Origin of the sequence: Flavobacterium haoranii, assembly GCF_009363055.1 — a bacterium.
Lineage (GTDB): Bacteria > Bacteroidota > Bacteroidia > Flavobacteriales > Flavobacteriaceae > Flavobacterium > Flavobacterium haoranii.
The window spans coordinates 2,453,784-2,469,403 of sequence record NZ_CP045292.1; the positions used below are offsets into that span (position 1 = coordinate 2,453,784).

Here is a 15,620-nt window from a genome sequence, read left to right on the forward strand (position 1 = left end):
TGTGTAACAAAACAAAAATAGTGAAAAACCTATCACAAATTCAATAGCAATCCATAAAGTTATGAAGAAAAAATTAGAAGGCGAATTGATTAGCATTGCGCACCGCGTATTAAAACTTAAAAACCGTTCTGAAACAATTCAATTGCAAGAAGAAGCAAAAAAGTTATATGAACAACTAACAATTTTGAGATTCTATGAAGAAAATATTGAATTAGTAGAGAAGGAAATCGATGCAGAAAAATTTGAACAAGTTTTAGGAGCTTTAGATTTAAATTTAAATTCTGAGCCTGAAGTAGATACTTTGGAAACAAAAGATATCGTAGCAGAATTTGCTGAAGAAATGGAAGAACCAATCGCTGATTTAGAAGAAAATGTTGAGGTTTTTGTGGAAGAAGTTGAAGAAGAACAACCGCAACAAGAAGAAACTCCAGTAGCTGAAGTTAAAGAAGTTACGGAACAAGTGCAACCTCAAGCCGCTTTATTTGATGATGTTTTTGCTGCAAGCTATAAAGATATTGACTTTGTAAAAGTAGAAGATGTTCCTGCAGAAGTTGAAAAAGTTGCAGAAACTACTTTTGAAAAAGTTGAGGAAGTTGTAGAGCCGGTTGCTGAAGAAGTTTTTGAACAAGTTGAAGAAATCAAAGAAGAAGTAAAAGAGGAAATAGTAATCCAAAAAACTCCTGAAGTTGTTTTTGAAGAACCTCGTACAATTTCTTTAAATGATAGGTTAAACAAAGGAGGAATCAACATTGGGCTTAACGATAGAATTGCATTCGAGAAGAAACTTTTCAACGGAAGTACAGATGATTATAACCGCGTTTTATCGCAATTAAATACGTTCGATTCTTTTGAAGAAGCAAAAGGATTTATTGAAGATTTTGTAAAACCAGATTACGACAATTGGAACGGAAAAGAAGAATTCGAAACACGTTTCTTAGAATTTGTGGAGAAGAAGTTTAATTAGTTTGTTGTTTATAGTTCGTTTCATGGCGATTTTTACTAACTATAAACAATTAACTTTTAACCACAAACAAAAATAAATGGGTAAATTATATATTGTACCAACACCAATTGGAAACTTAGAAGACATGACTTTTAGAGCGATTAACGTTTTAAAAGAAGCCGATTGTATTCTAGCGGAAGACACACGCACCAGCGGAAAATTATTAAAGCATTTCGAGATTGCTACGCCTATGCAAAGTCACCACATGCACAACGAACACAAAACCGTTGAAAATTTGGTAAAACGTTTACAAGCAGGTGAAACCATTGCATTAATAAGTGATGCAGGAACACCTGCCATTTCCGATCCAGGATTTTTATTAACTCGCGCTTGTGTAGAAAATGGAATTGATGTAGAATGTCTTCCTGGTGCCACTGCTTTTGTACCCGCTTTGGTAAATAGTGGTTTACCAAATGATAAGTTTGTTTTCGAAGGTTTTTTACCCGATAAAAAAGGACGTCAAACCCGATTTTTGGCCTTAGCTGAAGAAACTCGAACCATGATTTTTTATGTTTCACCGCATAAGTTTAATAAAACCTTAGCCGAATATGTGCAATACTTTGGTGCCGATAGACCTGTTTCGGTTTCAAGAGAATTATCAAAACTACACGAAGAAACCGTTCGCGGAACTGCTGAAGAAGTCTTAAAACATTTTGAAGCCAAACCTGCAAAAGGCGAAATTGTGGTTTGTGTAGGAGGGAAGAAAGGTTAGGGTTCAGTCTCAGTTTTCAGTTTGGAGTAAACAATCAAATAAACAATTTTCAAATTAAATAGCATGGCAACAAACATAGTAACTACAACTTGGAAAGGAAAAATGCAGTTTGAATCTACTAACCCAAGTGGAGAAACATTTTTAATTAATGCTGCTGCTGAAAACGGAAGAGAAGGAGCAGGCTTGCGTCCAAAAGCAATGATTTTATCAGCTTTAGCGGGTTGTTCGGGTTTAGATGTGGCTTCTTTAATCGAAAAAATGAAATTAGAAGTCGAAGATTTCAAAATTGAAACTATTGCTAATTTAACCGAAGAACATCCAAAAGTATACGATGCAGTTACAGTTGAATATCATTTTTACGGCAACAATTTAAACGAAGCTAAATTACAACGTGCGGTAGATTTATCAGTAGAAAAATACTGTGGCGTTATGGAAATGTTCCGTCAGTTTGCGAAAATTGACATTAAGGTTTTGTTTCATAAAGTTTAGTTTGTCATTGCGAGGAGGAACGACGTGGCAATCTAAAAAATAACAAACTTGTTATTCCATTTCCAAATCCACAAATGAAAACGTATTGCCGCTAAACAATCCTTTATCGGAAAGTTTTAAATTAGGAATTACTAATAACGCCATAAACGAAAGCGTCATAAACGGCGCTTTTAATGGGCTTCCTAAGGCTTTTGCCATTTGGTCAATTTCTTGATATAGTTTTCCAGCGATCCAACCGTCTTTATCGCTCATAATTCCCGCAACAGGAAGTGGTAAAACTTTTTGTTCGTTTCCATTTACAGCACAAACTCCACCTTTGTTTTCAATTAATAAATTAACCGCTTTGCAAATTTCTTCATCCGAAGTTCCAACAGCAACAATATTATGACAATCGTGCGCAACCGAACTCGCAATAGCGCCTTTTTTCAATCCGAAATTTTTAATAAAAGCGATTGCTGGTTGTGCCTCTTGATAACGATTGACAACCGTCATTTTTAAAATATCATCAGTTGTATTGGAAACCAAATTTCCATCTTGAATTAAAGAAGAATGATGCATTTCATTCGTAATTAATTGGCCTTCTAAAGCTTCAATTACTCTAATTTTTGATGCCGAACTTTTGATTTTAAAATCTTCCTTTTTTTGAAAGAAGTATTGAAATTATTCGGTGTTTCAAAATCGACATGAGCTACTTTAGACGTTCCGTTTTCAGCGACTAATTCGCCATTTATATAAGTTTGCTGCACTTTGAAATTAACTAAATCTTCCACAACTATAAAATCGGCAAAATCGCCTTCGCGCAAAATTCCAACATTCATATTGTAATGATGAACCGGATTGATACAAGCGGCTTGTAATACTTTAAAAACGTCTATTCCTTTGGCAACAGCTCGTGCGCAAAGTGCGTTAATGTGACTGATAATTAAATCGTCGGGGTGTTTATCATCTGAACAAAACATCATATTTTCAAAATGTTCAGGCAATAAATCAATTAAGGCTTCAAAGTTTTTAGCAGCACTTCCTTCGCGAATAATTACCTTCATGCCTAATGACAGTTTTTCGGCAGCTTCGTCATAGGTAAAACATTCGTGATCGGATGTAATTCCAGCGGAAATGTATTTTTTCACAGCATCGCCACGTAAACCAGGAGCGTGACCGTCGACAGGTTTGTTGAAGTGTTTTGCCCAAGCAATTTTTTTCATCACTTCTTCATCGTCAAATAAAACGCCCGGATAGTTCATCATTTCGGCTAAATAGTGAATATCTGGCGAAGCCAAAAGTTCTTTTATACCTTCCGAATCAATAACTGCACCCGCAGTTTCAAAAGAAGTCGCCGGAACACAAGACGGCGCTCCAAAGTGAAATTTCAACGGGACTTTTTTGCTATTTTCAATCATGTAATACACACCCTCTGTTCCTAAAACATTTGCAATTTCATGCGGATCAGAAATCGTTCCAACAGTTCCATGTAAAACAGCCAATTTTGCAAATTCAGAAGGAACTAACATTGAACTTTCAATGTGAATGTGAGCATCAATAAATCCTGGCATGATGTAGTTTTTTAAATTGTGCTCTTTTTCAACAATCGATTTTATTTTGCCGTTTTCAACAGTAACTTCACCCGAATAAATTCGTTTGTTTTGGATATCAACTATTTGTCCTTGAATTTGCATTTTCTTGAATTTGTAAATTCAAAAGTAACCAAAATCATAGGAAGACAAAAAAGAATAATCGAATTTCAGTTTTTCTATATACATTTGCAATTATATAAGCCAAAATAAAATATTGTAAAATCGTAATTCGTAATTAATTATGCGTTGGAATTTAAAATCGAAGCCTCAAAAAGAAAAAGTACAAGCCTTACAAAATGCACTTCATGTAGATGAGATTATCGCTACTTTATTGGTTCAAAGAAGAATTGAAACCTTTGAACAAGCCAAACAATTTTTCCGTCCTACCTTAGAAGATTTACACGATCCGTACTTGATGAAAGATATGGATAAAGCGGTAAATCGAATCGAATTAGCAATTGCTAATAACGAAAGAATCTTAGTTTTTGGCGATTATGATGTGGATGGAACGACTGCGGTTTCTCTTGTTTCTTCTTATTTAAAAACCATTACAACAAATGTTGCTACTTATATTCCAGACAGATATAACGAAGGTTATGGTGTTTCGTTTCAAGGAATTGACTTTGCCGATGATAATGGATTTTCGTTAATCATTGCTCTAGACTGTGGAATAAAATCTTTAGATCACGTCGCTTACGCTCGTGACAAAGGAATCGATTTTATCATTTGCGACCACCATCGTCCGGGAGAATTTTTACCAGAGGCAGTTGCGGTTTTAGATCCGAAAAGAGAAGATTGTTTGTATCCTTATGACGAGTTATGTGGTTGCGGTGTTGGATTTAAATTGATTCAAGCGTTAGGAAAAAATAGAAATCAAACGACTCAAGATTTAGTATCTTATTTAGATTTGGTTGCCACCGCCATTGCTGCTGATATTGTTCCAATAACTGGAGAAAATAGAGTTTTGGCAAAATTTGGTTTGGAAGTGATAAATTCAAATCCAAGAGCCGGAATAAAAGCGCTTGTCCAAAATGTAAAAAAGAAGGAATTAACGATTACTGATGTCGTTTTTACCGTTGCACCAAGAATTAACGCGGCTGGGAGAATTCATCATGGCGATTATGCAGTTCGTTTATTAACCGAATTTAATTTGAAACAAGCAGAAGAAGTTGCGAAGGAAATTGAACAATTCAATTCCGATAGAAAAGATTTAGATAAACAAATTACCAAAGAAGCTTTGCTTCAAATTCAAGAAAATAATGAAGAAAATTCTTTTTCAACCGTCGTGTATAATGAAAATTGGCACAAAGGTGTCATAGGAATTGTTGCTTCTCGTTTGGTAGAAAATTATTATCGACCAACCATTGTTTTTACGAAAAGCGGCGATAAATTGGCTGCTTCGGCTCGTTCTGTAAAAGATTTTGATATCTATAATGCCTTAGAAGCGTGTTCGGAACATTTGGAACAATTTGGCGGACACATGTATGCAGCAGGCATGACATTATTTGAAGAAAACTATCAAAAGTTTAAACAAGCTTTTGAAGAAGTGGTTCAAAAAACATTACATCCTGATTTGCAAACTCCCGAAATCGAATACGATGCTGAAATTCAATTAGATGAAATTACTCCAAAATTAATGCGAATATTAAAACAATTCGAGCCGTTTGGACCACAAAATATGACGCCACTATTTTTAATCAAAGATTTATCGGATTCTGGTTATGCTAAAACCTTGGGTTCGGAGGAAGAACATCTAAAAGCTTTTGTAAAACAAAATGATTCTGAATCTGTTGGCGCTATTGGTTTTGGATTGGGTAACAAACTCGACGTAGTTAAAAATTTCTCAAAATTTGATGCTATTGTGTCAATCGAAGAAAATGAATGGCGAGATGTTGTAACTTTGCAACTGCAATTACGCGACATTAAATCTTCAAATGGCTAAAAAAGATCCCTACGCAGCACTCCGTTTTAAAGAATTCCGATTTTTCCTTGCCATGCGATTTGCATTGGTTTTTGCGTGGTCAATGCAATTTGTAATTATCGAATGGGAAGTGTATAGTTTAACTAAAAATCCACTTTCATTAGGAATCATAGGTTTAATGGAAATTATTCCAGCAATTGCGATGTCGCTTTTTGCAGGACATATTGTAGATCAAAATGAAAAGAAAGGCTTGCTATTAAAAATTATGTTAGGTTTTTCGGTAATTAGTTTAGGTTTATTTTTAATTACTGTGCCAAGTTTAGTTACTTCATTGTCTAAAAACACGATTCTTTTTACTATTTACGGATTGGTTTTCTTAGGAGGAATTGTGCGTTCGTTTATGGGACCAACAATATTTTCGTTATTGGCTTTAATCGTTCCTAAAAAAGATTATCCGAATGCTACAACATGGAGTAGTTCCACTTGGCAATTAGCAGCAATGTTTGGACCCGCTTCTGCAGGATTTTTAATTAGTTGGATTGGTGTACATTGGTCGATGTGTTTTGTTTTTGCGTGTACTTTAATTGCGTTGCTTTGGTTAACTAAAATAGAGAAAAAACCTATTTTAAACCCTAAGATTGGTGAACCAATCATGCAAAGTTTGAAAGAAGGGGTAAAATTTGTTTTTAATAACAAAACAATTTTAGGTACTATATCTTTGGATATGTTTGCAGTTTTATTTGGTGGTGCTGTTGCGCTTTTACCAATATTTGCTCAAGATATTTTAAAAGTAGGTTCAGAAGGTTTTGGGATTTTACGTGCAGCTCCTGCAGTTGGTTCAATCATAACAATGTTTGCCGCAGCTCATATTCCATTGAATCGAAATGCGGGTAAAAAATTATTGGTTGCCATTACCATTTTTGGATTAAGTATCATTGTATTCGGATTGTCTACTATGTTTTGGCTTTCTGTTTTTGCTTTGTTTTTAAGCGGAGTAGCCGATGGTGTTTCCGTAGTTATTAGAAGTACGATTTTACAATTACATACGCCCGATAATATGCGCGGTCGCGTTTCATCGGTTAACTCAATATTTGTGGGTTCTTCTAATGAATTAGGTGCATTTGAAAGTGGACTGACTGCCAAATTGATGGGCGTGGTGCCGGCTGTAGTTTTTGGAGGATGCATGACTATTGCGACTGTTTTTGGAACCGCAATTGTTTCGCCATCCTTTAGGCAATTAGATCTAGAAAAAGATTTGGAAGAATTGAGTAAAGAAGATTAATCTTTATATTCTTTTAGCTCAAAATTTTCTCCGTCGAAAACGCCATAAGTAAAATATCCGATCCAATCGCCAAGATTTACATATTTTGACTCCTCGGAAACGTCAATAATCATAGGTAAATGTCTGTGTCCAAAAACAAAATAATCGTAATGATGAGTTTCTAATTTTCGTTTCGCATATTGTACCAACCATTCATTTTCTTCGCCAAGAAACTTTACGTCTTCTTCACCCGAAATCAATTTGTTTTTAACAGAAAGATATTGCGCTAACTTGACACCTAAATCGGGATGAAGCCATCTAAATAGCCATTTTGAAAAAGGATTGGTAAAGACTTTTTTCATTCTTTTGTATCCTTTATCACCAGGGCCTTTTCCATCTCCATGTCCAATTAAAAATTCTTTTCCATTAAATGTAAATTCTTTATTGTCATGATAGACAGGGATATTCAATTCTTTTTCAAAGTAGTCATGCATCCACAAATCATGATTACCCACAAAAAAGTAAATAGGAATTCCAGAATCTCGGATTTCCGCTAATTTTCCAAGTACTCTAACAAAACCTTTAGGTATAACTGTTTTGTATTCAAACCAAAATCAAATAAATCTCCAAGAAGAAAAATAGCGTCTGCATCCTTTTTAATTTCATCGAGCCATTTTACAAATTTTTGCTCACGAGGAAAACTTAATTCTGAATTTGGAGCGCCAAAATGTTGGTCAGATGCAAAATATATTTTTGGGATTTACTCATGTGTTTTCAGAATTTTTAGTTGAAACAAAATTAATAATTTATTTAATAGTTAAAAATAACATTTTGTCGGAGAAATGTGACATTTGAGCGATACTTATTTAACAAGAAAATTTAATTCCTATCTTTGGGAAATTAATCAAACCTTAACAAAACCATAAACACAATGAAAAAACTTTTACTTTTTCTATTGTCATTATCGTTTTATTTTGCTCAGGCTCAATATCCAGAAGGATTTGAGAGTGGTGTTCCTCCAACAGGATGGGCAAGATTTGATAATGGTGTAGGAACATTACAAAGTTGGACAAACAATGGTACATTCCCAAACAGTGGCACTCAAGCGGCCTTTGTACAAAGGGAAGCTATTGGTACAGGAAATACTTCGGAAGACTGGTTGGTAACACCTCTTTCTGCAATACCTGCAAATGGACAACTTAGATTTTTTACAAGACAACTATTCTCGGGTGACGGTGGGACCTTATATGATATAAGGGTATCTACAACATCTCAAACCAATCCAGCAACTTTTACAAGTATTCAAACTTACACAGAAACTCAGTTAAATGAGAATTCCGTGTATAATGTATATGAAGAAAAAGTATTGGATATTTCAGCTTTTGCTACACAAAGTGTATACATAGCATTTGTTAGAGTTCATACTCAAACTGGTGCTACTGTTAGTGGAGATGGCTGGTTTATAGATGACGTAAATGTTACGCAACAATGTTTTGATCCATTCTTTGTTCAAGTTTCAAATATAACGGGAAGTACAGTTCAAATTGCTTGGACTGAAACAGGATCGGCAACACAATGGGAAATCATTGTATTGCCTGCAGGTTCTCCTGCTCCAACATCTTCTTCAACTGGTACAGTGGTAAATACAAATCCTTATACATTCACTGGATTAAATCCAGGTACTCAATACGAAATTTATGTTAGATCAAGATGTTCTTCAACTAACTTTAGTGATTGGACAGGTCCAGTTTTATTTGCAACAGTGCCAGCTGGTACCGATTGTACTGCACCAGTTCAAGTTACAGCATTACCATATTTAGTATCTGCAAACACTGCAACTTATGGAAATGATATTACAGGTCCACAAGGAGCTGGGTGTGTTGGAGGTTCGACAAATTATTTAGCAGGTAATGAAGTTTTTTACAGCTATACAGCTACATTTAACGGTTTTATTAGTATAACTTCGACGCCTACTCAGGTTAATTCATCATTATTTGTTTACGCATCGTGTGCAAATGTTGGGGTTAATTGTTTAGCAGGTGTTGCAAATAATACAAATGCTCCAAGAGAAATAACAGGTTTTGCAGTTACTGCAGGAACAACTTATTATATAGTAATTTCTTCCACTTCTGCAACTCCTAGTATAGATTATACATTATTAATCCAACAAGAAAATTGTCCAAAACCGACTGGATTAGGAGCTAATAATATTGGCACAACAACAGCAGATCTTTCATGGAATGAACCAGGAACAGCAACTTCTTGGGAAATTGTAGTTCAAACTGCTGGTACAGGAATTCCTACTGGGTCAGGTGTTACGACAGGGACAAATACAAATTATCCAGCAACCGGATTAACAGCTGCAACGCAGTATGAGTATTGGGTGAGATCGGATTGTGGCGATGGGACTTTCAGTGCATGGGCTGGTCCATTTTACTTCAATACAAGCGTTTGTGAACCAAGTGAGAAATGTGGCTACGTTTTCAGAATGACTGATTCTGGAAGTAACGGTTGGCAAGGAAATACAATGGATATTCGCCAAGGAGGTATTACTGTTGCAACCATTGGTTCAACTTTTACAGCTGGCGCTGGACCTGTTGACGTAGTTGTTTTATTATGTAACAATGTGCCTTTCGAATTATTTTGGAATGCTGGTGGAACCTCACCAACACAAGTAGGCGTTTCTGTTATTGAGCCAACAGCTTCTGCTGTAGTTTACAATAAGCCAGCTGGTACTGGTTCTCAAAACACATTATTGTATACTGGTTTAGCTCAGTGTACTCCACCTACATGTCAACAACCAACAAATGTTTTAGCTTCAGGTGCTAACTCAAGTTCGGTTCAGGTATCGTGGACTGATAATGCTGGTGCTACACAATGGGAGGTTATTGTACAGCCTGCTGGAACCGGTTATCCTACAGGAACTGGGACTATTGTATCTACTAATCCATATACAGTAACAGGTTTAACCTCAAATACTCCTTATGAGGTTTGGGTTAGAGCAATTTGTAGTGCTTCTGATTCTAGTGCTTGGTCGGGTCCAAGTAATTTTGCTACAACTGCAAATTATTGTGCAGGAGATCATTTCTATGATACAGGAGGTCCTTCAGGAAACTACAATAATAGTGCAAACAATATTGTTACAATTTGTCCTGAAACTCCGGGAGATCAGGTTACTGTTAATTTCTTATCTTTTGCATTGGAAAATAATTTTGACTTTTTAACAATTTATGACGGACCTACAACAGCTTCACCTGCTTTGGGAACTTTTACGGGTAATAATACACCGCCAGAGTTTACATCATCAGACCCTTCAGGATGTTTAACATTTAGTTTTACGTCTGATAGTAGTGTGACAGCAGCTGGATGGGAAGCGACAATTTTGTGTGCTCCACCTCCAACTTGTCCTAAACCTATAAATGTTGCAACAACGGGTATTACAACGGGTCAAGCAACAATTTCATGGATTGAAGCGGGAACCGCGACACAATGGGAAATTATTATTTTACCAGCAGGTTCACCAGCTCCCACAGCAACAGATACTGGAATTATTGCATCAAGTAACCCTTATGTAGCGACAGGTTTGTCTACATTTACTTCTTACGATGTTTACGTTAGAGCTATTTGTGTTCCTGGTGTTGATGTAAGTTTTTGGTCAATTGTTCATAGTTTTACAACACTACCAGATTATTGTGCAGGTGATCATTTCTATGATACAGGTGGTCCATCAGGTAATTATAATAATAGTGCAAATAATGTTGTTACAATATGCCCTGATACTCCAGGCGATGTTGTGGTAGTATTATTTAACAGTTTTGCATTAGAAAATAATTTTGATTTCTTATCAGTTTATGATGGCCCAAACACATCATCTGCTTTGTTAGGAACATTTACAGGTACAGCTTTACCTCCCCAAATGATTTCTAGTTTAGCGAATGGAGGTTGTTTGACTTTTCAATTTACTTCAGATGGCAGTGTTACTTCTCCAGGGTGGGATGCTACAATTCTATGTACAGTTCCACCAGCATGTACACAGCCTACTAATTTGACTGTAACAAATATATCTTCAGATAGTGCGGTTTTATCTTGGACAGATACAAATACTCCACCTTCTTCAAGTTGGCAAGTTGTTGTACAACCTGCTGGGTCTGGATATCCAAATGGGTCAAGTACTATAATTAATGTCACTACGAACCCTTATACGGTTACAGGTTTAACTCCTAGTACACAATATGAGTATTATGTTTTATCTGATTGTGGTGCTACTGACGGATTAAGCTTCTGGAGTGGACCTGTTAGATTTAATACTTTATTTCCTGGTTGTGGAGGTTCTCAACCAGCTGGTAATGAATGTATAGTAGCAGCTCCTGTTTGTAGTTTAGATGGATATTGTGGTAACACTTCTAGTACATATACTGTAAATACTTGGTCTGCTCTAAGTTCTGCTTTCTGTGGGTCAATTGAAAATAACTCGTTCTTAACGTTTGAAGCAGCTTCAACATCGATCTCTATGAACGTAAATGTTGGAAACTGTACAAACGGTTCAGGTATTCAGTTTATGATTTTCTCTACAACGGCTTGTGGTAGTGGTGCAGTAACTGAAATTGATTGTAATTCACCTATGAATCCTGGAATAAATAGTTTAACTTATAATGGTTTAGTGCCAGGTCAAACATATTATTTAATGATTGATGGTTATGCTGGTGCTGTTTGTGATTATACCATAACAGTTACTTCTGGTGGTTCTACAACTACAGATGTTGATATTACACAGGATAATCAAACAATTTGTATTGATGATACTTTAACATTAGATGTAACTGGAGGTAGTAATGGTGTATACAATTGGTCGCCTGCTACAGGTTTAAGTGCAACAACTGGTTCAACAGTTACTTTTACACCACCAGCTCCAGGAACTTATACAATTTCTGTAGAGTCAACAGATGCAAATTCATTATGTGCGACTTCAGATTTTATTGTAGTTACAGTTTTAGATATTACTAATCCTTCATTTACTAATCCAGGCTCAATTTGTCTTGGTTCACCAAACGTTCCTTTAGATAATACAGACGTTAATGGTATTAGTGGTGAGTGGCATTTAGGTTCAAATGCTGGACCAGTTGTTACAGAAGTTGATGCTTCAACTTTAGGAACTTTTGACTATATTTTTGTTCCAAACTTAGCAAGTTTCCCTTGTTCTCCTGAATTTTCTATGACCGTTGAGATTCTTGGAACATGTACTTTCAATGCATTTGCAACAGCTGTTAATATTAACACTTGTGAGACAACAGCTCCAGGTGAGTTCTTTAACATTACAGGCTCTGGAACCAATGCTATTGGTCCAGCTACGAATGTTTTTCCTAATAATAATTATGGAACTTATGTTCAGAATTCAGGTAATTTAATTTTTAACGGTGCAGAGTTGAAATCATTTAAAACAGTTACTTCAAATGTATGTTCTGCTAATTTATATTACAGAGTTTATGAGGCATCTAGTACTCCGGGGACTTTCACAACACTAGCTTTACCTTTCTTTGATGACTGTGTTGCCGGTAGTTTCCCAACAGGAGGCCCTTGTAATACTGGTGATCAAAAATGGCAAGACGTTGCGCAAGCAATTGATTTGACTCAAAATGCTCCAGGTGATTATGTAATCGAAGTTTATTTTGATTTAGTTGGAGATAATGATGATCCTTCACAATGTGATGATACAATTTTAGTTAATAATAATGGAAACAATTTCCATGCTACATTTACCATTCAGGCTGTTCCAACATTTACAGTTCAAGATGAAGAGTGTGGTAGTTCAAATGGATCAATAACATTCTCAGGTTTCAATCCTGGTGATGTATATGCAGTTTCTTATAATGACGATACTGTTCCTGTTGGACCAACTAACTATATGGCCGATTTTAATGGACAAATTATAATTACAGGGTTGAATGCTGGAACTTATACTAACTTTAGTTTTGTAATTAATGGATGTACAATTGCTGTTCCAGATACAATAACAGTAATTGATTACTCTCCTTCAGTTACATCATTAACAGTTGTTAATTCTGAAATCTGTTTTGGATCTAATGCTGAGTTTGTTATTGTTGGAACACCAGGATTTGATGTAGATTTAACTGTAAATGGGACACCAGATACAGTAACAATTCCTGCTTCAGGTTCTGTAACTTACACAGTAAATGCTCCAGCAGTTGGAAATGTTGATGTAGTATTATTAAATATTCACAATTTAGTTTGTAATGTTGTAGTAACACATAATGCAACAGTTATTGTGAATCCTTTGCCAGTAGTTACTATTGCAGCACCTAGTCCATATGCTTGTTACGTAGATCCTGATCCTACAGATTCTGTTCCGGGTGATGGTACTGCAGTGTTCCAATTTACAGGAACTCCAAACTCAGTGGTTACCTTTACAGGAGCTCCTGGATCACCAATAACTTTAGATGCTTCAGGAAATTATACATTAAGTGTTGTAACAGGAACAAATGTTCAAATTACTATAGTTGATGTTACTAATCCAACTACTAGTTGTTCAAATGTTATATCTGGTCAAGTTGCTAGTGTAGCTATTGTTGATGTACCTGAAGTTGTTACAACGATTACTCAACCAACTTGTACAACACCAACTGGTACTGTTACAATTACAGGCCCTACAACAAGTCAATTAAACTATCCGGGAGATTTGTTTATTTCAGAGGTTACAGACGCAACATCGGCAAATTTAAATTATGTAGAAATTTATAATGGTACTGGCAATCCAGTTGATTTAAGTAATTATAAATTAAGAGTTGAAGCTACAAATGCTACTTGTGAATTAACATTGAGTGGTATTTTAGCAAATGATGCTGTATTTGTTGTTAAATGTGGTAGTGGAGCAGCAATTGCAGGTGTTCCTTATGATATGATATTCAGTGGATGTTCTGCGAGCGTTAATAATGATGACCGCTATTTATTAACAAACTTAGCTGGTGTAGTTATAGATAGATGGGGTAACGATTTCTTAACTAATCTACCTCAAGGTGGTGGTTATGATTTCAGAAGATTACCTACAGGTACTACTTTACCAACAATTAACTGGGATATTAATGACTGGAATGGCATTGATTGGACATCAAATGCAAATTCGGATTATTCTGATGTAGGTGTTTATACTCTTTTTGTTGATAGTTATGAATATGTTCTAAATGATGGAACTAACACTACTACTTATACAACAAATACTATGTCAAATTTAGCTCCTGGTACTTATACAATTATTGTACATGATACTATTACAGGTTGTGATTCTGATCCTACTGTAATTATAATTGATACACCACCAGGTGCAACTGATCCTAATTTTGACCAGATTGGTCCATTATGTCAAAACTCAACTGCACCAACATTACCATTAACATCACCAACAGGTGTAACAGGTACTTGGGCGCCAGCTACAATTGATACTTCAGTTACAGGAACAGTTACCTATACGTTTACTCCAGATGGAGCAGTTTGTTCATATGCTGTGACAATGGATATTGAGGTTTTACAACAATTCACGCCAACTTTCACACAAATTGGTCCTTTATGTCAAAATTCAACGGCACCATCACTACCAACAACATCAGATAATGGTATAATGGGAACTTGGTCGCCAGCGACAATTGATACATCTGCTTCTGGAACGTTTACTTATACATTTACTTCAAATAGTACATGTGATGTAGTAGTTACAATGGATATTGTGATTACTCCTCAAGTAACACCAACTTTCACACAGATTGGTACTTTATGTCAAAATTCAACGGCGCCATCATTACCAACAACATCAGATAATGGAGTTGTAGGAACATGGTCACCAGCTACTATTGATACATCAGTTTTAGGAACAGTAACTTATACATTTACACCTTCAACTACTTGTGATGTAGTAGTGACTATGGATGTAACAATTGGTTCTGAGACTCTGCCTACTTTTGCAATAACAAGTACTTATTGCCAAAATGAGACAGGTTCTACTTTACCAACAACATCAGATAACGGTATTGCAGGAACATGGTTGCCAGCGGAAATTGATACTTCTGTTTTCGGAGTTACTACTTACACATTTACGCCAGATGCTGGTCAATGTGCACTAGGTTATACTTTAACAGTTTCAGTTGATCCTACAGTATCAATTTCATTTGATGGAGTAGAGGTTTGTTCAGGATCTGTTGTTGAATTCCCTACAGTAACAGCAGAAGGTTATATCTTAACAGGAACATGGTCGCCATCAACAATTACAACGACTTCTAACTCTACCTATACTTTCACGCCAAGTGATATTTGTTATGGAGCGGGTACATTTGAAGTTGTAGTTAATGGATGTACTATTCCAAAAGGATTCTCACCAAATGGTGATGGTAATAACGATACTTGGGATCTTTCATCATTTAATGTTAAGAAAGTGGAAGTATTTAACCGTTATGGTCTAAAAGTTTATTCTAAAAACAATTATGTAAATGAGTGGGGAGGTAAGTCAGACAATGGAAATGAATTACCGAGCGGAACTTATTATTACATGATAGATTTTGAAGATAGACCAAGTGTAACTGGATGGGTATATATCAATAGAGGTGAATAATAATTTCGCAGGTTTCATTGTAAAATGAAACCTGCTTAAAAAATCAAAA

The 15,620-nt window shown here is 35.7% G+C and carries 6 protein-coding genes and 2 pseudogenes; 6 read left to right on the forward strand and 2 right to left on the reverse strand.

What is annotated here, in order from left to right:
• The first annotated feature begins 61 nt into the window (after positions 1–61).
• The 3 genes from GCU34_RS11690 (at position 62) to GCU34_RS11700 (ending at position 2,204) form a co-directional block, all read left to right on the forward strand.
• A complete protein-coding gene (locus GCU34_RS11690; protein ID WP_072781865.1) occupies positions 62–964 on the forward strand; it encodes a hypothetical protein in 903 nt (300 codons plus the stop codon).
• Between the two features lie 76 nt (positions 965–1,040).
• Positions 1,041–1,715 (forward strand): 16S rRNA (cytidine(1402)-2'-O)-methyltransferase, encoded by a 675-nt coding sequence (gene rsmI, locus GCU34_RS11695; protein WP_072781864.1) that lies wholly within the window; start codon positions 1,041–1,043, stop codon positions 1,713–1,715.
• Positions 1,716–1,778: 63 nt separating this feature from the next.
• Positions 1,779–2,204 carry an OsmC family protein gene (locus GCU34_RS11700; RefSeq protein WP_072781862.1) on the forward strand — a complete coding sequence of 142 codons (426 nt, stop codon included), beginning with the start codon at positions 1,779–1,781 and terminating at the stop codon, positions 2,202–2,204.
• A 51-nt stretch (positions 2,205–2,255) separates the two neighbouring features.
• Here the strand turns inward: GCU34_RS11700 and ade are convergent.
• Positions 2,256–3,877 (reverse strand): annotated as a pseudogene (gene ade / locus GCU34_RS11705) (adenine deaminase).
• Positions 3,878–4,016: 139 nt separating this feature from the next.
• Between ade and recJ the strand changes: the two are divergent.
• A complete protein-coding gene (recJ, locus tag GCU34_RS11710) occupies positions 4,017–5,717 on the forward strand; it encodes a single-stranded-DNA-specific exonuclease RecJ (protein ID WP_072781858.1) in 1,701 nt (566 codons plus the stop codon).
• Positions 5,710–6,978, forward strand: a complete 1,269-nt coding sequence (locus tag GCU34_RS11715) for an MFS transporter (protein ID WP_072781856.1) — start codon at positions 5,710–5,712, stop codon at positions 6,976–6,978. Before recJ ends, GCU34_RS11715 begins: the two co-directional genes overlap by 8 nt.
• On the opposite strand, the pseudogene GCU34_RS11720 reads toward GCU34_RS11715, so the two are convergent.
• Positions 6,975–7,717, reverse strand: a pseudogene (locus GCU34_RS11720) (UDP-2,3-diacylglucosamine diphosphatase). The gene GCU34_RS11715 and the pseudogene GCU34_RS11720 sit on opposite strands and share 4 nt — an antisense overlap.
• A gap of 171 nt (positions 7,718–7,888) precedes the next feature.
• Here GCU34_RS11720 and GCU34_RS11725 point away from each other — a divergent pair.
• On the forward strand, positions 7,889–15,571 hold the full coding sequence (locus tag GCU34_RS11725) for a fibronectin type III domain-containing protein (RefSeq protein ID WP_072781853.1): 7,683 nt from the start codon (positions 7,889–7,891) through the stop codon (positions 15,569–15,571).
• The last annotated feature ends 49 nt before the right edge of the window (positions 15,572–15,620 follow it).

Excerpts from the sequence above, each read along its gene's own strand:
- GCU34_RS11690 (WP_072781865.1), top strand. The coding sequence starts at position 62 with ATGAAGAAAAAATTAGAAGGCGAATTGATTAGCATTGCGCACCGCGTA.
- rsmI (WP_072781864.1), top strand. The coding sequence starts at position 1,041 with ATGGGTAAATTATATATTGTACCAACACCAATTGGAAACTTAGAAGAC.
- GCU34_RS11700 (WP_072781862.1), top strand. The coding sequence starts at position 1,779 with ATGGCAACAAACATAGTAACTACAACTTGGAAAGGAAAAATGCAGTTT.
- recJ (WP_072781858.1), top strand. The coding sequence starts at position 4,017 with ATGCGTTGGAATTTAAAATCGAAGCCTCAAAAAGAAAAAGTACAAGCC.
- GCU34_RS11715 (WP_072781856.1), top strand. The coding sequence starts at position 5,710 with ATGGCTAAAAAAGATCCCTACGCAGCACTCCGTTTTAAAGAATTCCGA.
- GCU34_RS11725 (WP_072781853.1), top strand. The coding sequence starts at position 7,889 with ATGAAAAAACTTTTACTTTTTCTATTGTCATTATCGTTTTATTTTGCT.